20 protein-coding genes are annotated in these 18251 nt (G+C 63.2%); 5 read left to right on the forward strand and 15 right to left on the reverse strand.

Annotated elements, in window-relative coordinates; genetic code table 11:
• Positions 1-59 precede the first annotated feature (59 nt).
• On the reverse strand, positions 60-338 hold the full coding sequence (locus F758_RS0130650) for a hypothetical protein (protein ID WP_051387074.1): 279 nt from the start codon (positions 336-338) through the stop codon (positions 60-62).
• Positions 339-992: 654 nt separating this feature from the next.
• On the opposite strand from F758_RS0130650, the gene F758_RS0130655 reads away from it, so the two are divergent.
• The 4 genes from F758_RS0130655 (at position 993) to F758_RS0130675 (ending at position 3656) form a co-directional block, all read left to right on the forward strand.
• Entirely contained in the window at positions 993-1388 is a 396-nt protein-coding gene (locus tag F758_RS0130655) for a helix-turn-helix domain-containing protein (protein WP_024511487.1), read from the forward strand.
• Positions 1389-1912: 524 nt separating this feature from the next.
• Positions 1913-2731, forward strand: coding sequence for an enoyl-CoA hydratase (locus F758_RS0130665; RefSeq protein WP_024511488.1), 819 nt, complete (start codon positions 1913-1915; stop codon positions 2729-2731).
• A gap of 138 nt (positions 2732-2869) precedes the next feature.
• The gene (locus F758_RS48260; RefSeq protein WP_024511489.1) at positions 2870-3133 is read left to right on the forward strand and encodes a hypothetical protein; all 264 of its coding nucleotides are present in this window, start codon (positions 2870-2872) and stop codon (positions 3131-3133) included.
• A gap of 136 nt (positions 3134-3269) precedes the next feature.
• Entirely contained in the window at positions 3270-3656 is a 387-nt protein-coding gene (locus F758_RS0130675) for a hypothetical protein (RefSeq protein ID WP_024511490.1), read from the forward strand.
• A 39-nt stretch (positions 3657-3695) separates the two neighbouring features.
• On the opposite strand, the gene F758_RS0130680 is transcribed toward F758_RS0130675, so the two are convergent.
• The 3 genes from F758_RS0130680 to F758_RS0130690 all read right to left on the reverse strand — a co-directional run bounded on the left by F758_RS0130680 (position 3696) and on the right by F758_RS0130690 (position 7303).
• Positions 3696-4775 (reverse strand): isocitrate/isopropylmalate dehydrogenase family protein, encoded by a 1080-nt coding sequence (locus F758_RS0130680; protein ID WP_024511491.1) that lies wholly within the window; start codon positions 4773-4775, stop codon positions 3696-3698.
• 125 nt (positions 4776-4900) lie between these two features.
• Positions 4901-5968, reverse strand: a complete 1068-nt coding sequence (locus tag F758_RS0130685) for an alcohol dehydrogenase (RefSeq protein WP_024511492.1) — start codon at positions 5966-5968, stop codon at positions 4901-4903.
• Between the two features lie 135 nt (positions 5969-6103).
• A complete protein-coding gene (locus tag F758_RS0130690; protein ID WP_024511493.1) occupies positions 6104-7303 on the reverse strand; it encodes a CaiB/BaiF CoA transferase family protein in 1200 nt (399 codons plus the stop codon).
• A gap of 206 nt (positions 7304-7509) precedes the next feature.
• Here F758_RS0130690 and glgA point away from each other — a divergent pair, with 206 nt between their 5' ends.
• On the forward strand, positions 7510-8925 hold the full coding sequence (gene glgA / locus F758_RS0130695; RefSeq protein ID WP_024511494.1) for a glycogen synthase GlgA: 1416 nt from the start codon (positions 7510-7512) through the stop codon (positions 8923-8925).
• 29 nt (positions 8926-8954) lie between these two features.
• On the opposite strand, the gene F758_RS0130700 is transcribed toward glgA, so the two are convergent.
• The 11 genes from F758_RS0130700 to ccoO all read right to left on the reverse strand — a co-directional run bounded on the left by F758_RS0130700 (position 8955) and on the right by ccoO (position 18245).
• A complete protein-coding gene (locus F758_RS0130700) occupies positions 8955-9473 on the reverse strand; it encodes a DoxX family protein (RefSeq protein ID WP_024511495.1) in 519 nt (172 codons plus the stop codon).
• On the reverse strand, positions 9463-10260 hold the full coding sequence (locus tag F758_RS0130705; RefSeq protein ID WP_024511496.1) for an HvfC/BufC N-terminal domain-containing protein: 798 nt from the start codon (positions 10258-10260) through the stop codon (positions 9463-9465). Before F758_RS0130705 ends, F758_RS0130700 begins: the two co-directional genes overlap by 11 nt.
• Positions 10247-11167, reverse strand: coding sequence for an MNIO family bufferin maturase (bufB, locus tag F758_RS0130710; RefSeq protein ID WP_024511497.1), 921 nt, complete (start codon positions 11165-11167; stop codon positions 10247-10249). The genes F758_RS0130705 and bufB overlap by 14 nt, the downstream gene beginning before the upstream one ends.
• Before the next feature lie 49 nt (positions 11168-11216).
• Positions 11217-11522, reverse strand: a complete 306-nt coding sequence (locus F758_RS0130715; protein WP_024511498.1) for a BufA1 family periplasmic bufferin-type metallophore — start codon at positions 11520-11522, stop codon at positions 11217-11219.
• Between the two features lie 404 nt (positions 11523-11926).
• Positions 11927-12109, reverse strand: coding sequence for a cbb3-type cytochrome oxidase assembly protein CcoS (gene ccoS, locus F758_RS0130720; RefSeq protein WP_024511499.1), 183 nt, complete (start codon positions 12107-12109; stop codon positions 11927-11929).
• Positions 12109-14358: a heavy metal translocating P-type ATPase gene (locus tag F758_RS0130725; protein WP_024511500.1), complete on the reverse strand. Its 2250-nt coding sequence runs from the start codon at positions 14356-14358 to the stop codon at positions 12109-12111. The genes ccoS and F758_RS0130725 overlap by 1 nt, the downstream gene beginning before the upstream one ends.
• Positions 14359-14372: 14 nt before the next feature.
• Entirely contained in the window at positions 14373-14870 is a 498-nt protein-coding gene (locus F758_RS0130730; RefSeq protein ID WP_084305749.1) for a FixH family protein, read from the reverse strand.
• Between the two features lie 19 nt (positions 14871-14889).
• On the reverse strand, positions 14890-16353 hold the full coding sequence (gene ccoG, locus F758_RS0130735) for a cytochrome c oxidase accessory protein CcoG (protein ID WP_024511502.1): 1464 nt from the start codon (positions 16351-16353) through the stop codon (positions 14890-14892).
• A gap of 102 nt (positions 16354-16455) precedes the next feature.
• Entirely contained in the window at positions 16456-17328 is an 873-nt protein-coding gene (gene ccoP, locus F758_RS0130740; protein WP_024511503.1) for a cytochrome-c oxidase, cbb3-type subunit III, read from the reverse strand.
• A 4-nt stretch (positions 17329-17332) separates the two neighbouring features.
• A complete protein-coding gene (locus tag F758_RS0130745; RefSeq protein WP_024511504.1) occupies positions 17333-17497 on the reverse strand; it encodes a CcoQ/FixQ family Cbb3-type cytochrome c oxidase assembly chaperone in 165 nt (54 codons plus the stop codon).
• Between the two features lie 13 nt (positions 17498-17510).
• A complete protein-coding gene (ccoO, locus tag F758_RS0130750) occupies positions 17511-18245 on the reverse strand; it encodes a cytochrome-c oxidase, cbb3-type subunit II (RefSeq protein WP_024511505.1) in 735 nt (244 codons plus the stop codon).
• Between the last annotated feature and the right edge of the window lie 6 nt (positions 18246-18251).

The following is an 18251-nucleotide window of genomic DNA, read 5'->3' on the forward strand; positions in this document are numbered from 1 at the left end:
GATGTCGGGATCACAAATGCGGCATCGCGCCCGCGCGCCGCGCTGAACAGGAATTTCAACTACTTCACGACGCGCAGCAGCGGCCGCCCATGCAACCCTTGAGCTTGCTCCGCCTCGCGCGATCCCCCTTCCGTGTTCGCCGCCATCTCTTCGCACAACGCCCTCAGCTCGGCGTCGCCGATGTGGTAAAGCCGCATCCGAAGGTCGAGAATAGCGACAGAGACCAGGTTGGCCGTATCGCGCTTCCCGCCCGCGGCGAGCATACCCCGGCATTCCTCGAGCTTCGCGAGAGCCGCAAGCAATTGTTCGTCTGAATTAGCCACCGTCTTTGTTTCCATTCCCGGGCTTGCGAGATGTGGTCGAAGCCTCCGCAACGATAACATGAACGACAGGAGGATTCGAATACCATTTCGCTGCGACGCAGCCTGCGCGCCTGATCATTTCGACCAAGGCCTTTCTGAGGGTGCTAACGCCGGACGCGGAATAACGACGCACCCCCACGTCCACGAATCCACCGTAAAATCATGGCGATAACTTCCCAGAACTGACCGTAAGACTACGGATAGGCGATGAAATGGTGACGCCAGAGACCCGTTCAGGTTGTGATTTGCGCAGTATTCTGCCAATTTAGCAGTTCGAGAGGATTGAGCGGGTTGCTGATGGAACGAGGCGGATCGCAACGGAAACACACGCTCACGCCGGCGGGTGACACTGACCGGCACGCCACCATCAACGCCGCCCTGTACAGGAGAATAATACCACTGAGGCGCAAGCCGAGTTGGTCCGACACTTGGCCCTGCTACCATTGCACAAATACGCACAGCCCGATGCTGCGCTACATTGTTGGATGGGCAAGTAGAGCCTTCGATCCCGCGAAGACCCGTGATTTGGAAACAAATTCATACATTCACGGGAACTCAAAGCGGTATATATGGGTGCACCCCTGACCCATTGATCCAGGGGCTTTTCGACCGAAGGACGGTAACACCAGAATGAACAAATCAGCGGCGAAGAAGATGAAGCAGCGCAGTGCCGGCAAACCCGACATTGAGCTTGGTAAGCGCATCCGGTTGCGGCGCGTCGAACAGAAGATCTCGCAAGCGGAGCTGGGTGAAAAGCTCGGCGTCAGCTTCCAGCAGGTGCAGAAGTACGAGAAGGGCGTTAATCGCGTCGGCGCCGCTCGCCTTCAGCAGATCGCAGCCGCGCTCGATGTGCCCGTCACGTTCTTCTATGACGGCGACAACAAGTCGCGGGAAGTCGAGAGCCTGCTGTTTCTCGACAGCGCATTCAGCCTGAGGCTGCTCCGGGCCTACAGCAAGATCAAGGATCAGACGGTTCAGCGCCAGCTCGTGTCCTTGATGGAATCGATCGCGGCCAACGAAGAGTAAGCCTCGCAGCGAGCGGCCGATGGGTCCGGGTGCGAACATGATCCTTTGCGCCATGATCGCGATTGACCAAGGCTGCCCGATCAGCCAGCAAACGATCGCATCGCCAGGCCATATATCCGCCCGGCGGCGCCCTCAGTGGCCTGCCGCGAGCGAGCGTGACGGCTTCGAGCTGTCCAACGAATAGAACTTTTCAGCGCTAGCCGCTCTCGCGCGCCGCAGCGTTACGCGCGGCCGCATATTCGTTATCACGCAACAAGTGTGAGCGAGCCCGGCCATCATCGGCGCACTCGGTGCTGCAGGATTCGGGACGCTATGCCTGGCCCGCGTGCTCAACGCGGCCATCCTCGCAAAGCATCTTTCAGTCGTTCGCTGACCGCGCATATGGCGCGGTAGATGCAAGATCCCTCGCCGAAGGGCCGCAGCTCAGCGGTGCATATAAATCATCCCCGGCCCGGCGGCCGATGAGCTAAGCTTCGACCGGCCTTCACTGAAGGCCGGTCCTTCCTTTAGCGAAAGCCGCTTTCATGCTGGATACGCCCAACAAGTCCAAGTCCTACGCCGACGGCAAGATCCTGCAGGAGATCACGGGCGGCATCGGCGTCATCACCTTCAACAATCCCGAGAAGCGCAATGCGATGTCGCTTGCGATGTGGGAGGGGCTCGGCCTCGCATTGACCGAATTGCGCGATGATCCGGATGTGCGCGTCGTGATCCTCACCGGCGCCGGCGACAAGGCCTTTGTCTCCGGCGCCGATATCAGCCAGTTCGAGAAGGAACGGCACAACGCGCAAGCCTCGGAGGAATATTCCAGGCGCAGCGCTGCACAAAGGACCCTGCTCGCCGACTATCCGAAGCCGACGATCGCGTGCATCCGCGGGTTTTGCCTCGGCGGCGGCATGCTGGTGGCGATGCTCGCCGACATCCGCATCGCCGCAGAAAATGGTCAGTTCGGCATTCCCGCGGCCAAGCTCGGCATCGCCTATGGCTATGACGGCCTCAAGCATCTGGTGTCGCTGGTAGGGCCGTCCTGGGCGCGGCTTCTGATGTACACGGGCATGCGGATCGATGCTTCGGAGGCGCTGCGCATCGGCCTGGTCGAGCGCGTGCTCCCCGACGGCGAGCTGTGGAATGCGACCATGGAGATCGCGCGCGCTATCTCCGGCAATGCGCCGCTGGCGATCAAGGCCGCGAAGATCACCATCGCGCAAGTGCTGAAGGACTCCGGCGATCGCGACATGGCAGCGATCAAGGACATCGGCATCGCCTGCATGGACAGCGAGGATTTTCGCGAGGGCCGCCGCGCTTTCATGGAAAAGCGCAAGCCGCAATTCAAGGGACGGTAGAGGCGCGATCCGCTCGCAAGCGTGAACCGCGCTTGGCTGAACCGACGTTCAGGTAGATTAAATCGCGGACAGCATCCCGACAGCACCGCAACTAACTGATCTTACAGGAGTTCTGGAGTCTCGAAGGAGGAGACATCCATGAAAGTGAAATCTGCTCTCATTGCTTTGGCCGCACTTGGCGGCGTCGCATTCAGTGCAGGTTCGGCTTTCGCAATGCCGAATGGCATTCCGCAAGCCGGCCAGATCATCGGCCAGGCCGCAAACATCCAAGAGGCCCGCTGGGTCTGCAATCCTTGGGGACGCTGCTTCTGGCGTCCGAACTGGTATGGCGCCTACGGCTACTACGGTCCGCGCCCGTACTGGCGCTGGCACCGCTGGCATCGTTGGCACCACTGGTACTAGAACGTGAGGGGGCGCAAGCCCCCTTTCTTTTTGTGCAAGCGGACGAGAGTGCCGCGAGCAGCGATTTCGCGACGCCGGCGCTGCAACCAAAGGATGCTTTAGCGGTTCTTGGAGTCTCCAACAAGGGAGACAGCCCATGAAACTGAAAGCTGCTGTTGTTGGCTTGGCCGCGCTCGGCGGCGTTGCGCTCACCGCCGGTCCGGCGGCCGCCGCGATGCCAAACGGCCTTCCTCAGGCCAAGCAGATCACCGGCCAGGCCGCAAATGTCGAGCAGGTCCGCTTGGTCTGCGATCGGTTTGGTCGCTGCTGGCGACGTCCCGGTCCGCGCGTTGCATGGGGTCCGCGCCGCGTGTGGCGTCCCGGCTGGCGCCGCACCTATGCTTGGGGTCCGGGCTGGCGCCGCTCCTATGCCTTCGCTCCGGGCCCGGCGTGGGGCCCACGCCCAGTCTGGGGCCCCCGGCCAGTCTGGGGCCCCCGGCCAGGTTGGGGCTGGGGCGGCGGCTGGAATAGTTGGGGCTGGTGATCAGATCGGGCGCCAAGCCCCTATCGATCGCCGCTCAGGCTACAGCGCTGCCAGCACCGCTTCGGCAATATCGGCCGTTCCGTTGCTGCCGCCAAATTCAATGGGCTTGATGCCATCGGCATAGGCCTTGTCGACCGCGCGCTCGATACGTTCGCCCGCATCGGCTGCGCTCGCAAGGCCATGCTTGTCTGCAAGCCAGTCCAGCATCATCGCGGTGGAGAGAATCATCGCGGTCGGATTGGCCTTGCCCTGCCCCATGATGTCGGGCGCGGTGCCGTGACACGGCTGGAACACCGCATGGCGATCGCCAATGTCGGCTGACGGCGCCATGCCCATGCCGCCGATCAGGCCGGCGGTGAGATCGGAGAGGATGTCGCCGAACATGTTCTCCGTCACCATGACATCGAAATCCCAGGGCCGCTTGACCAGCATGGCCGAGCAAGCATCGACATAGAGGTGTTCGGCTTTCACCTCCGGATGACGTTGAGCTGCCTCATCGAACATCTCGCGAAAGAAGGCGAAGGCCTTGAACACATTGGCCTTGTCGACGCAGGTCAAGGTCCCGCTACGCCCCCGCGCGCGCCGCCGTTGGGCGAGCTTGAAGGAAAACTCGAACAGCCGCTCCGAGGTCTTACGCGTGATGACAAGCGTCTCGCGTGCCTCATCATGCGTGACCACGCCCTTGCCCATCGACGCGAACAGTCCTTCCGTGGACTCGCGGATCAGCACCAGGTCGATGCCGCGTGCATCCGCACCGAGGATCGGGCTGGGTACGCCCGGAATGAGCCGCGCCGGGCGCACGCCGGCATAGAGATCGAAATGAAAGCGCAATTCGATCTGCGGCGCGATCTCGGTATTGTCGGGATAGCGCACCGACGGCAGCCCGCAGGCGCCGAGCAGGATCGCGTCCGCCTCCTCGCACAGCTTGATGGTGGAATCCGGCATCGACTTGCCGGTTTCGCGATAATGGTTGGCCCCGGCCGGCGCCTCGGTGAAGCGGAATTTCAGATCCGATTTCGCCGCCACCTTGCGCAAGACTTCCAGCGCCGGCGCCATCACTTCAGGCCCGATGCCGTCGCCAGGAAGCACGGCGATATGAAGCGCACTGTTTGCGGACATGGGGTTTCCTTATTTGTAGAGACGTCATTCCGGGGCGCTCGCAATGCGAGCGAACCTGGAATCCAGAGGTTGCGGCGCGAGATTCCGGCTTCGATGCTTCGCATCGCCCCGGAATGACGGGAGCGTTACGGCACCAGCACCGCCCGGCCGACCAGCCGGCCCTTCTGCAAGTCGACCAGCGCGTCGTTGGCCTTGGCGAGCGGCAGCGTCGTCACCGGGATCGGCGGGATCTTCTTGGCGCGGACGAGATCGAGCAATTCCTGGGTCTCGCGCAGGTTTCCGACATAGCTGCCCTGGATGGTGATCGCCTTGATAGGAATCAGCGGCAGCGCCCACGGCGCGCCGCCGCCGAACAGGCCGACGATCACGAGCTTGCCGCCCTTGGTCAGGCAATCAAAGCCGAGCTGGGTGGTGGCGGCATTGCCGACGAGATCGATCACCGCGCGGATGGGTTCGCCCGCCTTTTTCGTCAATTGCTCCAGCGCATCCGGTGCGCTGCCGTCGACGGTCGCGAGCGCGCCCGCCTTCTCCGCCGCGTCGCGCTTCCTGGCGTCGATATCGACGACGATGGCGCCCTTGCCTCCCATCGCCTTCAACAGCGACAGCGCCATCAAGCCGAGCCCGCCGGCGCCGAAGATCACGATCGGCGTATCGAAGTCTTTCTCGACCTTCTTCAGCGCGCTGTAGGTGGTCACGCCCGAGCAGGCGTAGGGCGCAGTGGTGACGGGATCGAGGCCCTTCAGGTTCAACAGATACTTTGGATGGCGCACCGTCATGTGATCGGCATAGCCGCCGTCGCAATAGACGCCGAGCGATTGCGGCCTCAGGCACATGTTTTCATCGCCGGCAACACAGGTCGTGCATTGGCCGCAGCCGAGCCAGGGATAGACCAGCGCGACATCGCCGACCTTCAGATCGCCTTTGTCGGCCTCCTTCACATCAGGCCCGAAGGCGACGATCTCGCCGACCGTCTCATGGCCCATGGTACGCGGCAGCGACACGCCGCGATCCTTCAAGGACAACGGCTTGCGGCCATGACCGAGATCGTAGCCGCCTTCCCAGATGTGCAGATCGCTATGGCAGACGCCGGCCGCCTTGACTTTGATCAGCACCTGCGTCCCCGAGGGCTGCGGCGTCGGCTGCTCCACCTCTTTCAAAGGCGCATGGAAATCGGCAACCTGGAAACTCCTCATGATTCCTCTCCCGTTTTCTTGCTCTTTTGCTTCAAGCCGCTGCCCCGACGGCGCTGACCGCGCGAACCTGCTTATTGGGATCAAAGCCCCATGGCAAGGCAAGGGCCGTATTGCCTCCCATGCGGCCCGACGCCGCTATTCGGCCGCAGCCTGCTTGCCTGAAAGGGCCGCACTCTTCTGTTCGGAAAGACCGGCCTCCTGGAGCAGCAGGCTCGTGTGCTCGCCGAGCGCGGCGATCCGCCGGCCGGCCGCGACCCTCGCACCCGACATCCGGAACGGCAGGTTGAGTACCTTGAATGGACCGCCGCCATCCTCCACCTCCGCCAGCGCGCCGCGATGGGCAAGCTGCGGATCGGCCAAGGCTTGCGCGACGGTGCGGTAGGCAGATGAGGGGACGCCCTCCTTGTTCAGCTCGGCCAGGCATTGTTCTGTCGTCACGGTGCGCGACCAGGCCTCCACGCCGTCCATCAAATCGGCCCAGTTGTTGCGGCGATCGGCATAGAGCGCAAATCGGGGATCGCTGACCCATTCGGGGTGGCCGATCACCTTCACGAGGCTCTGAAAGGTCCTCTCGCTGGCGACCGCGACCATGACATAGCCGTCCGCCGTTTCGATCGGCCCGAACAATGGACGCGACGTCTGCTTCACCGGGAATTGCGACCACTGCACCTCGTTGAGCGTCAGGCTCAGCATCGATTCCAGCATCGACACGTCGATATGCTGGCCGCGCCCGGTCTGGCTGCGCTGGTACAGCGCCGCCGAAATCGCCCCGAAGGCGTAGACGCCGGTCAAGACATCGGCATGGTAGATGCCGCAGTAGTCCGGCCGCTCGCGGCCGGGCTGATAGGCCAGATGCGCCATGTCATAGCCGGAGGCGGCGTGGATGACCGGCGCATAGGCCGGCAGTTCGGCCGATGGCCCATTCTGGCCATAGCCGGAGATCGAACAATAGATCAGCCGCTCGTTGAGCGGACGTAGCGCTTCATGATCCAGCCTGAGCCGCCGCATCACGCCCGGCCGGAAATTCTCGACCAGGATATCGGCGCTTGCGACCAGCCGCCGCACCGCCTCGATGCCTTCGGGCGACTTCAGGTCCAGCACCACGCTCTTCTTACCCACATTGAGCTGGCCGAACGCGGTCGAGTATCCGTTGCGCAGGGGAGGACGGGTGCGCATGGTCTCGCCTTCGACCGCTTCGATCTTGATCACCTCGGCGCCCATGTCGGCAAGCATGCGCGCGCAATGCGGGCCCGCGATCGTGGTCGAAAAATCGAGAACGCGAAGGCCGGCAAGGCAACCTGTCAAATGGCCCTCATCGTTTTTCGTTATGGTCATTTCTCAAGTCTCCCTAGACGCGAAACGCTTGCCTTCGAGGCGCGCGGCGCAAGCGACCCTAAAGGTTGAAATCCTGTTGGGGAAGCTTTCCGCCGCACGGGCTTTCGGTGCGCGCGGCTTTGAATTGAGAGAAACTGGACCTTTTCTTGCATGGCAGCATCTGACAGCGCGACCCTCGGCAACGGGGCACTCGTACGGGGCATTGTTTGAAGGTCCTTTTTGTCACGACGGAGATGGACGATTTCGTCCGCGTAGGCGGACTGGCCGCCGTTTCCGCCGCTCTTCCCCGGGCGCTGCGCCCGTGGAGCGACGTCCGCATCCTCCTTCCTGGATACCGGGACGTCGTCGAACAATTCACGCATATTCAGATCGTTGGCCAATGCGCGCCGTTCGCGGAGATGCCGGCCTGCACGCTCGGCCGTTCGTCGACCAAGGACGGCCTGCCGATCTACCTGCTGCTTTGCCCGGAGCTCTACGATCGGCCGGGCAATCCTTATGGCGACGAACAAGGGCGCGACTGGCCGGACAACGATATCCGTTTCGGTCGCCTCGCCTCCGCCGCTGCCGAACTTGCGATGGGCAAGCTGGACAGGAATTGGGCAGCCGACCTCGTCCACGCCAATGATTGGCAGGCTGCCCTCGTGCCGGCCTATCTCGCCTGGCGCAGCGCCGGGATCCCCACAATCCTGACCATTCATAACCTCGCCTATCAGGGTCTCTTCCCGAAGGAATCGTTGCGCCGGATCGGCGCGCCCGACAACGTCTTCCATATCGACGGGCTCGAGTTCTACGACAAGCTGTCCTTCCTCAAGGGCGGTCTCGTCTATGCCTCGCATTTGACGACGGTCAGCGCGACCTACGCGAAGGAGATCACGACCGCCGAGTTTGGCTGCGGATTGGAAGGCCTGTTGCGCATCCGCTCGGAGGCCGCGCAGCTAACCGGTATTCTCAACGGCATCGACGAAAGCTGGGACCCGCGCTTCTGCGCGCAATTGGCCCAACCCTTCGGCGCCGGCGACTGGGACGGCAAGCAGGCCAATGCCGACTATGTGCGCAAGCAGTTCGGGCTCGCCGTCTCGCGCGGCCCGATGTTCGGCCTGGTCGCGCGGCTGGTGCACCAGAAGGGCATCGACCTCGTGCTCTCGGCCGCCGACGAAATCGTTGAGGCCGGCGGCCAGATCGTGGTGACAGGCTCCGGCGAGATGCAATTCGAGCAGGCGCTGGTGGATGCGCATCGGCGCAGGCCGGATGCGATCGCGGTCGTCATCGGCTTCAACGATGCGCAGGCCCGACGCATCTTTGCCGGCAGCGATTTCACGCTGATGCCGTCGCGCTTCGAACCTTGCGGACTGAGCCAGATGTATGCGCAGCGTTTCGGCTCGCTGCCGATCGGCCGCCAGACCGGCGGGCTCGCCGAAACCATCACCGACGGCGAAACCGGATTCTTGTTCGAACAGCCGTCGACCGAGGCATTTCTCGGCGGCATCCGCCGGGCGTTTGCCGCCTTCACCGCCAAGGACCGCCTCGACTCCATGCGTCGCAGCGCCATGGCACGCAGTTTCAGTTGGAGCCTGTCGGCCGCCTGCTACAGTGCGCTGTATCGCAAGCTGGTGATGCCGTAAGGCGCGCGCACCTCCCTTTCGCGGCGCGCCTAATGGCCATCCTCCGATAGCTGCAGGAACCGGCGCAACAGATAGTCGATTGAGATCCGGCCCGGTCCCCACGCCATGATGCCGAGCGCCATCGCCGCCCACGTGAGATGGATCGGCCACCCATCCGGCACCGTGAGTTCGACGATCGCGGTCATGAACAGCAATCCGAGCCCGGCAAAGCGGTTAGCAAGCCCAAGCACCAGTAGAACCGGAAACACGATCTCCCCCGATCCGGAGAGGAAGGCCACCACGGTCGGCGCTGGAAAATGGTAGGGGCCGCCCGGCAGGTGCAGCATGAACTCGTCGGTAAACAGCGTCACGGCAGTGTCGCTCAACCGCAAAAAACCGTCCCATTTGAGGACGCCGGAGCGCCAGAACGGCACCGCCAGCGCCACGCGCATCACGAGCTGAACCAGGGAAGGCAATGCCACCGCCTGCACCAGGCGGCTCGCTCTGTCGGCCAGTCCTGCCAGCAACTGCAACGGCTCGACAGCGGCAGCTCGTTGATCACTGAGCATCATGCGTCTCCAGGAGTGCCATGGTGAATGCGCCGGCCTCGATCATCCCGCCGATGGCAGAGGCGATATCGAACGACGGCGACACCTGCAGCGCCGACGCAGCCGCTTCGCCCAGCGATCGTCCTGAGATCAGATCCAACAGGAATACGGCCCCGCCCGGCGGCAGGCGCCTGACGACGACATCGATATCGGGTCTTGTAATCAGGGCATCTTCCGGCGAGGAGGCATCGATCGCGCCCACAGGACCGTCGCTGCGGTTGGCGGCGAAAATCGTCACGGCCGAAAAATGTGAACGAACGATCCGGGTTGCGGGGTGAACGGTAAAGACGACATCAGCCATCTTATTGGACGGGAGCGCGGCCAATGCAGCCGGCGGCAGCGGCTCCGCGTCGGCGGCATGATAGGCGTCGAGCCACGCGCGTTCGATCCGCGCGGTATCGGCAAGCCATGGCATCGCGTTGGCATATTCGTAATCGTCGATAAACGCCGGGAAATCGCGCCCATATTCGAACAGCAGCGGCGAGGTCGGGGGATTGCTGCGGATATGGAGGCGCGCCATGGCGCGGAAGAAATCGATGCCGGTGATACGCTGGACCGCAGGGTAGATCGCGGCGAGTGCGTCGATGAGGCTGACCGTGACGTTGTTGCGATAGACGTCATAACGCCTGGCTGCAGCCTTGCCAGCTGGACCGGTAACGGCGAGCGGCGTTGGCTGGCCGGGATCGAGGAGCCCTAGCGTAAAGGCGCTCGCGTAGCTCAGCTCGCGAGCGTCTTCAAGCGGCCGCATGACGATCCTCCCGCGCGATGGCTGCGTAACAGTCAAGAATTGCCTGAGCTGCAGCGGCCTCGGCCTTCAGAATCGGCCAAGCTGGGATGTTGCTGTCCCACTCGATCAATGTCGGAATGAGTCCACATCGTCCGACGACGATTTCGAACAGCTTCCACACAGCATCCACAACAGGACAATCATGGCTGTCGATCAGCAGCATGTCGCCTTCGTCGTCGCTCTGCTCGGCATGACCGGCCAGGTGAATCTCGCCAACGAACGCGAGCGGAAAGTCGGACAGATAGTCGAGCGGGGAGAAACCGTGATTGGTCGCGGAGACGAAGACGTTGTTCACATCGAGCAGCAGCCCGCAGCCGGTGCGCTGGGCGATGCGGCGGATGAATTCGGTCTCGCCCATCGTCGATTCGCGGAAGGCGACATAGGTCGAGGGGTTTTCAAGCAGCAAGGGCCTGCGGATCGCCTCCTGCACCTCGTCGATGTGGTCGCAGACCAAACTTAGCGTGGCCTCGGTGTACGGCAAAGGCAGGAGATCGTTGAAATAGGTGGTTTCGTGCGTCGACCACGCCAGATGCTCGGAGACCAGAATCGGCTCATAGCGCTCGACGAGCATGCCGAAGCGCGCCAGATGCGTCTTGTCGAGCGGTTGCGGTCCGCCGATCGACATGCAGACGCCGTGCACCGAAACCGGATGCTCGCGACGCACGGCTTCCAGCGCCCGATGAGGAGCTCCGCCCTCACCCATATAATTTTCGGCGTGAACCTCGAAGAAGCCACGCTGTTTGCCGTCGGCGAGGATTGCGGAGAGGTGCTGGGGCTTGAAGCTCGTCCCCGCAAGGCCATCGACTGAAAACGCCGGAAAACGGAGAGGAGTGGGCGCAGACGCCGAAGGATTGACCGTTAAGCTCATATCCGTCTCCGCTTTCCAGCAATCGTCGCTTCTAACTCAGTCTGCGCGATCAGATCGGCTTGAGAGAGCCGTGCTTGCCGTTCGGCAGCTCGATGCTGGCGCAGGTGCCGCCCTGAACGAACTTCCACGCGTTGCCCTGGAAGTCGACCGTCGAGGTGCCTTGACACGTGGTGCCCGGACCCGCCGCGCAATCGTTCTGACCTTTCAGCGCGACGCCGAAGCACTTCTCCTTGTGGGCGGCGACGGCTGCGTCCGCTTCGGCCTTGGTCAGCGGAGCAGCCGCGGCCATGGTCGCGAGCGCCGTGCTGACGGCACCGGCGAGAACGAGCGAACTGACGGTATTTTTCACAGACATGGTTTCTCTCCAGACGTTGGCATCGCCGTCTTCGGCGAAGGTGCAATGTCTCCTTCGTCGCCTTCACAGCCGTCATTACGCGCCTGCCGCTCACGAATCCGTGAAAGCGCTTCGGATGATTTTGGGAAGAGAGATGGCCGCGGTTGCAGGTCGCACATCGCAAGGTGCCGAAAGGCGATTCGCCCCAGGGGCGCTGAGCTCAATTCTGCCGCTGCTTCAGCATCATCGCGTCGCGCGCGGAAAGGTGCAAAGTTCGGGCCCGATGCGCGGCGAGGAGATCAGTTCACGTCCGCGGTGGTCATGCCCGCGCAAGCGGTATCCAGTAAGGCGCGAACTCCCGGCTTAAGCACCGCCGTCTCGAAGCCCTCGCTTTCCGCCAGGGCGGCGGATGGAAACGCTGCCCTTCACGCCCGCCCTGCCGCTTTTTCGGACGGCGTTGGCTCCGGCGGATCGTCGTCGGCGATGGCGCGCCAGGCGGCGCCGTCGAGATCTTCATATTGGCCGCTCTTCAGCGACCACAGGAAGGCGAGCAGGCCCGCAAGCCCGAGACAAAGCGCAAGCGGCACGAGAATGACCATCACCTCCATCAGGAATCCCCGTAGCTCAAGGCGCGCGCTTGCGCAAAACTGCGGATAGCGCGTGCCGACCGCACTCGATCGTCTGCGCTGCGCGCACGCAGCGCATTCAGCATCACCAGAATCGACGAGCCGGACATCGCGGCGGCCGCGATCAAGGGCGTCACGAATCCGAGAATGGCGACCGGCACCGCGAGCACATTGTAGCCGATGGCGAGATAGAGGTTCTCCCGCATCAGATGCAGCGCCTTGCGCGCATGGTCGATCGCCGAAACGACAGGCGCAAGCGGCTTGCCGAGAAAGACGAGATCGGCGGTCGACTGGCTCAAATGCGCGGCGCTGATCGGCGACATCGAGACGTGGGCGGAGGCGAGCGAGGGCGCGTCGTTGATGCCGTCGCCCACCATCATGACTTTGAAACCGCGCCGCTCCAGCGCTTCGACCCGTGCGATCTTGTCGGCCGGCGTCACGCCCGCGCGCCAGGCATTGACGCCGAGCGCATCGGCCGCGGCCCGCACCGCCGCCTCACGGTCGCCAGACAGGATTTCGACCGTAATGCCGCGCTCCTGCAACGCCGTGATCACGGCCTTGGCGTCGGGACGCAGGCCTTGGCGGACCGAAAACAGATATTTTTCCTCGCCGTGGCTGAACGCCACGATCGAGGCTTCCGGATCGGTGACCGCGCTGTTTTCCACCAATTGCTCCGCACCGCAGAAGGATGGCTTACCGAGCCTGATCTCGACGCCGTCGATTTTTCCACATACGCCCTGCCCCGGCTCCTCGACCGCGCCGACCAGGGGCGCTTTTGCTCCAGCCGCCTGCGCCACCGCGGCAGCGACCGGATGATGGCTCGACAAGGCAAGCTGACCGGCGAGCGCGAAGACGTCAGGCGGGGTCTCGGCTGCATTCGTCACCTCGAGCTCCGGTAGCGTGAGCGTGCCGGTCTTGTCGAAAATCACATGATCGACTTCGGCAAGCCGCTCGATGGCATCGCCCGCATTGAGCAGCACGCCCGCCTTGAACAGCGCGCCGGATGCGACCGTCTGCACGGTCGGGATTGCCAGTCCCAGTGCGCAGGGGCAGGTGATGATGAGCACCGCGACACCGGTGACGATGGCGTCATGCCAGCTCGCGCCAAGCAAGGCCCAGCCGAGAACCGTCACCAGCGCGGTGGCGTGCACGACCGGCGCATAGAGTCGCGACGCGCGATCGGCGAGCCGCATGTAACGCGAGCGCGTCTGTAGCGCATTGTCGAGCAGTCTTGTGATCTCCGCAAGCAGCGTGCCTTCGGACGCCGCGGACACCCGCACCCGCAGCGTTCCGTCGATGTTGAGCGAGCCGGCGTAGATCGGGCTGCCCGCGGCGACCGCGGCGTAAAGCGTCTCGCCGGTGATCAGGCTCTGGTCGACCTGGGATTGTCCCTCGATGACGGTGCCGTCGACCGCGCTGCGCTCGCCGGGCCTGAGCAGGACAATGTCGCCAGACGAAATCGCCGCGACCGGCACGTCGCGAACTTCGCCCGCGCCGACGAATCTGGTCGCGGTTTCCGCCTTCAGCGCGGCGAGATTGGCGGCAACGGCGCGGGTTTTGCGCCGCATGCTCTGATCGAGGTAGCGGCCGACCAGAAGAAAGGTGAGCAGCATGATCGCCGCATCGAAATAGGCGTGTTCGGCGTGGTTGATGGTCTCGATCATGCTCATGCCGAGCGCCAGGATCACGCCGATCGAGATCGGCACATCCATATTGACCCCGCCGGCCTTCAGCGCACGAAGCGCGGAGCGGAGGAATGGCTGGCCGGCATAGGCCGCGGCCGGCAAGGCGATCAGCGCCGACAGCCAATGGAAGAAATCGCGCTGCTCGGGCAGCATGTCGCTGACATTGCCGGACCAGACCGGGATCGACAGCATCATCACGTTCATGGTGGCGAACGCCGCGACGCCGAGGCAGCGCAGAAGGAAACGCGTCTGCTCGGCTTCGGCGTTCTCGGCGCTGGCCTTCTCGAAAGGATAGGCCCTGTAGCCAAGCTCGGCGAGACGATCGATGAGGCGAGCGGGATCGAGCGTGCCTTCCTTCCATTCCACCGCGACGCGGCGGTCAGTCAGGTTGACGCGTGCCAGCGTGACGTCGGACAGCGCGGAAAGCCCGCGCTCGATCTTGGCCATGCAACCGGCGCAGTTCACGCCTTCGACCGCAAGGTCGATATGCGCAAGGCCCGGACCTGCGTGCCTGACGTAATGCGAGAAGTCGCGCGTCGCCTGCATGATGCGCCCCCTCTTCAGTTGAGGACCACGCGGTTCTTCGACAGGAACATGCGCCGTCCCTTCGCGTCACCTTCGAGCACGAGGTCCCATTGTCCCGGTGCGATCGCTTCGATCTGGCCGCGATAAATGCCGATGCCGACCTCCTCGAGCGTCACGGCGAGATCCGCGCGCTTGTCGGTCGGCCGTTCGAAACGGCCCTCGAACTTCAGTCCCGTGACCGGCCGGCCCGCATTGTCGCGCGCCTCCACCTGCAACACGGCCGCACCATCTGCGAGGCGCTCGATATGAGCGCCGACCTCCCACTTCCGTCCGTCCTGGTCGCGGGCGGCGGCGATCTCCTTCTCATAGCCGAGGCTCGCGCTGTAGGCGCTGTCGACCTCGGTCCCCGGCAGGGTCGCGATCGCAAGCTTCATCATGGTGACGTTGACGGCGATCACGATGCCGAAGAACGCCACCAGCATGAGAAGCACGTGAACTCCAGTGAGCTGCCTGGACGGGACGCGTGTCGACATGAACGAAACTCCGAAAATGCTAAGGCGCCACGAAGTTGTCGGTGGCGGAGGCCACCACGCCAAGCCCGATATCGGTGACGTGGAAGTTGACCGGGATCGACTTCTCCGGGTTGGTCTCTTCCGGCGCGGTGACGAGCAAGCGCAGCTCGGTCGTCGTATCGCGCGGGATCACGATCTCCGGCCGATCAGGCGTCACTGAATCGGCACCGACCACGTGCACGGCGGCATTGACCGGGCCGTCGATATCGAACGCGATGACACGGTCAAAGCCGCTCTTGTTGAGCAGGCGAACCGTATAGGCATTGCGGATCGAGCCGTCGCTGAGCTTGATCGCAACCGGGTTGCGGTCGTGCAGCACGTTGATGTCGAGCAGCGAGCGCGTTGCCAGCGCGTACAGCATGATGCCGCCAACCAACGCGATCACGGCGCTGTAGACCATGGTGCGTGGCCGGACGATCCGGTAGATCGGCGCGTTGCCTTCCTGGCGGAGGTGGATGTTGATGTCGTTGTCGTAGCCGATCAGTCCGGTGGGGCGGCCGATCTTCTTCATCACGGTGTCGCAGGCATCGATGCAGAGGCCGCATTGGATGCATTCGAGCTGCGGGCCGTTGCGGATATCGATGCCGGTGGGGCAGACGGCGACGCATTGATTGCAATCGACGCAGTCGCCGGCATGTTCCCCGAGCGCGCGCAATTCGGCCGCCTTCTTCACCGAGCAGCGCTTCTCGCCACGATCGTAGCGGTAGGTGACGTTGAGCGCCCATTCGTCGGTCAGCGACGCCTGGATACGCGGCCACGGACACATATAGACGCAGACCTGCTCGCGCATGTAGCCGGCCAGCAGATAGGTCGTCGTGGTCAGGATGCCGATCCAGACATAGGCGAGCAGCGGCGCCTGAAACGTGGGGAGGTCCTTCACCAGCGTCGGCGCATCGCTGAAATACAAGACCCAGGCGCCGCCGGTCCACCAGGCGATCATGAGCCAGATCGAGTGCTTCAGCACGACCTCACAGATGCGCTTGGCCGTCCATTTATGCGCCGCGGCATCCTTCTTCATGCGCTCGCGGCGGTCGCCTTCGACCAGGCGCTCGACGGCGTAGAACAGATCGGTCCAGACCGTTTGCGGACAGAGATAGCCGCACCAAATGCGGCCGCCGATCGAGTTCATCAGGAACAGGATGACGGCGGCGAGAATCAGAAGGCCCGTGAAGTAATAGACCTCCTGCGGCCACAGCTCGATGAAGAAGAAATAGAAGCGCCGATTGGGGAAGTCGATCAGCACCGCCTGGTCGGGTGCGCCAAGACCCCTATTCCAGCGCACGAAAGGCAGGAGGTAATAGACGCCGAGGCAGACCGCCATCAGCGCCCATTTGATGCGGCGGAAGGTCCCGGAAACGCTCTGCGGATAGACCTTCTTACGGGCCGCATAAAGCGGCCCGTAATTGTCGTATTGCAGCTCTTCGGGGGTCACGGGCTTGTTCATGGCTGGTCGCCGTCTCGCTTCTGCAGTTTAAACCTAGTGCAGGCACCAGGGCCGCAGTTGATCCAGCTCAAACTCCGTCCAGCTTTCGCCCGCCTCCCCCGGCTATTTTCCTCCACCCAGCGAATGGACGTAGACTGCCATCGCCTTCAGCGTCACCGGATCGAGGCGTCCCTCCCAGGCGGGCATGACGCCGGCCCGGCCGTTGGTGATGGTCTCGATGATGGTCGCCTCGTCGGAGCCATAGAGCCAGATCCTGTCGGTGAGATTGGGCGCACCGAGCTCCGGATTGCCCTTGGCATTCTCGCCGTGGCAGGCGACGCAGTTCTCCGCGAAGATCTTTGCGCCCGCGGCTGCATCATATCCGGCACGCGTGGGCAAGCCCGACAGCGAGCGGACATAGTTCGCGACCGTGACGATCTCGTCCGGCTTCAGCGTGCCGTCCTTGCCGAAGGCGAGCATCTGGCCCTGGTGGCCGTTGTCATTGCCCGAGCGCGCGCCGTAGCGAATCGTCTGCTCGATCTGGTCGAGGGTGCCGCCCCACAGCCAGTCGTCGTCGTTGAGGTTGGGGAAGCCTTTCGAGCCGGCGGCACCCGAGCCGTGACACGGTGCGCAATTGTCGCCGAATACGGTCCTGCCGCGGGCGCGTGCCAGCGCGAGCAGGGCCGGATCCTTTTCGATGTCGGCGAGCGATGCCGCCCCGAGCGCCGCCATCCTGTCACCGCGGATCTTGTCGAGATTGGCAAGCTCGACGGCAACGTTGGCCCGCGAGGAGTAACCCAGCAGGCCCCGCGTATTGCTCGTGATCAGCGGCCAGGCCGGATAGAGGACCCAGTAGCCGATCGCCCAGACGATGGTGAGATAGAAGGTATAGACCCACCATCGCGGCAGCGGCGTGTTCAATTCCCTGATGCCGTCCCACTCATGCCCGGTCGTCGCGGTGCCGGAGACGCTGTCGATTTCGCTATGATCGGTCATGATTTCAATCCTCTCGCAGGGGCATGCGCGCCGCTTCGTCGAAAGCGGCCTTGTTGCGAGGCCAGAGAGCGTAAGTCACGATCCCGACAAAGATCGCAACGAAGAGCGGCGTCCAGAGAGTCGTCACCAGATCGGATGCGATGTTCTGGATGGTGATAATCGCTTTCATGGTCAAAGCCTTCTCAACGCAGGTTGGCTTTTTCGTTGTAGAGCTTGAAATCGACCAGCGTGCCGAGCATCTGCAGATACGCGATCAGGGCATCCATTTCGGTGGGCGCACCGCCGTTGCCATCGAAATTGCGCACCGCCGCCTTCGGATAGCGTTTGGCGAAGGCATCCGCGTCCGCGCCGTCCGGATCGTCCTGGGTCTTCAGGTCCGCAACCGCATTGACGATCTGCTCGTCGGTGTAGGGCACGCCCACGTCGCGCAGCGTACGCATGTTGTCGGCGATCATCGCAGGATCGAGTTCGGTCTTGGCGAGGAACGAATAGGCCGGCATCACCGATTGCGGCACGATGGAGCGCGGATCGGTCAGATGCCGCACATGCCAGTCGTCGGAATATTTGCCGCCGACCCGGGCAAGATCAGGCCCGGTCCGCTTCGATCCCCACTGGAAGGGATGGTCGTACATGCTTTCGGCTGCGAGCGAGAAGTGGCCGTAACGCTCGACCTCGTCGCGCAGCGGGCGGATCATCTGCGAGTGGCAGAGATAGCAGCCTTCGCGGACATAGATGTTGCGGCCCATGAGCTCGAGCGGCGTGTACGGCCTGACGCCGTCGACCGCCTCGATGGTGCTCTTCAAGTAGAACAGCGGAGTGATCTCGACCAGACCTCCGATCGCAATCACGACGAGGATGCCGACGATCAGGATGATCGAGTTCTTTTCGAAGACTTGGTGGCGTGTCCAGAATGACATTGAAGA

The sequence above is a fragment of the Bradyrhizobium sp. ARR65 genome, from assembly GCF_000472385.1.
Taxonomy (GTDB): Bacteria; Pseudomonadota; Alphaproteobacteria; order Rhizobiales; family Xanthobacteraceae; genus Bradyrhizobium.

What these genes read in the sequence shown, in the direction of transcription:
- F758_RS0130650 (WP_051387074.1), bottom strand. Translation starts at nt 338, where the DNA reads ATGGAAACAAAGACGGTGGCTAATTCAGACGAACAATTGCTTGCGGCT.
- F758_RS0130655 (WP_024511487.1), top strand. Translation starts at nt 993, where the DNA reads ATGAACAAATCAGCGGCGAAGAAGATGAAGCAGCGCAGTGCCGGCAAA.
- F758_RS0130665 (WP_024511488.1), top strand. Translation starts at nt 1,913, where the DNA reads ATGCTGGATACGCCCAACAAGTCCAAGTCCTACGCCGACGGCAAGATC.
- F758_RS48260 (WP_024511489.1), top strand. Translation starts at nt 2,870, where the DNA reads ATGAAAGTGAAATCTGCTCTCATTGCTTTGGCCGCACTTGGCGGCGTC.
- F758_RS0130675 (WP_024511490.1), top strand. Translation starts at nt 3,270, where the DNA reads ATGAAACTGAAAGCTGCTGTTGTTGGCTTGGCCGCGCTCGGCGGCGTT.
- F758_RS0130680 (WP_024511491.1), bottom strand. Translation starts at nt 4,775, where the DNA reads ATGTCCGCAAACAGTGCGCTTCATATCGCCGTGCTTCCTGGCGACGGC.
- F758_RS0130685 (WP_024511492.1), bottom strand. Translation starts at nt 5,968, where the DNA reads ATGAGGAGTTTCCAGGTTGCCGATTTCCATGCGCCTTTGAAAGAGGTG.
- F758_RS0130690 (WP_024511493.1), bottom strand. Translation starts at nt 7,303, where the DNA reads ATGACCATAACGAAAAACGATGAGGGCCATTTGACAGGTTGCCTTGCC.
- F758_RS0130700 (WP_024511495.1), bottom strand. Translation starts at nt 9,473, where the DNA reads ATGCTCAGTGATCAACGAGCTGCCGCTGTCGAGCCGTTGCAGTTGCTG.
- F758_RS0130705 (WP_024511496.1), bottom strand. Translation starts at nt 10,260, where the DNA reads ATGCGGCCGCTTGAAGACGCTCGCGAGCTGAGCTACGCGAGCGCCTTT.
- bufB (WP_024511497.1), bottom strand. Translation starts at nt 11,167, where the DNA reads ATGAGCTTAACGGTCAATCCTTCGGCGTCTGCGCCCACTCCTCTCCGT.
- F758_RS0130715 (WP_024511498.1), bottom strand. Translation starts at nt 11,522, where the DNA reads ATGTCTGTGAAAAATACCGTCAGTTCGCTCGTTCTCGCCGGTGCCGTC.
- ccoS (WP_024511499.1), bottom strand. Translation starts at nt 12,109, where the DNA reads ATGGAGGTGATGGTCATTCTCGTGCCGCTTGCGCTTTGTCTCGGGCTT.
- F758_RS0130725 (WP_024511500.1), bottom strand. Translation starts at nt 14,358, where the DNA reads ATGCAGGCGACGCGCGACTTCTCGCATTACGTCAGGCACGCAGGTCCG.
- F758_RS0130730 (WP_084305749.1), bottom strand. Translation starts at nt 14,870, where the DNA reads ATGTCGACACGCGTCCCGTCCAGGCAGCTCACTGGAGTTCACGTGCTT.
- ccoG (WP_024511502.1), bottom strand. Translation starts at nt 16,353, where the DNA reads ATGAACAAGCCCGTGACCCCCGAAGAGCTGCAATACGACAATTACGGG.
- ccoP (WP_024511503.1), bottom strand. Translation starts at nt 17,328, where the DNA reads ATGACCGATCATAGCGAAATCGACAGCGTCTCCGGCACCGCGACGACC.
- F758_RS0130745 (WP_024511504.1), bottom strand. Translation starts at nt 17,497, where the DNA reads ATGAAAGCGATTATCACCATCCAGAACATCGCATCCGATCTGGTGACG.
- ccoO (WP_024511505.1), bottom strand. Translation starts at nt 18,245, where the DNA reads ATGTCATTCTGGACACGCCACCAAGTCTTCGAAAAGAACTCGATCATC.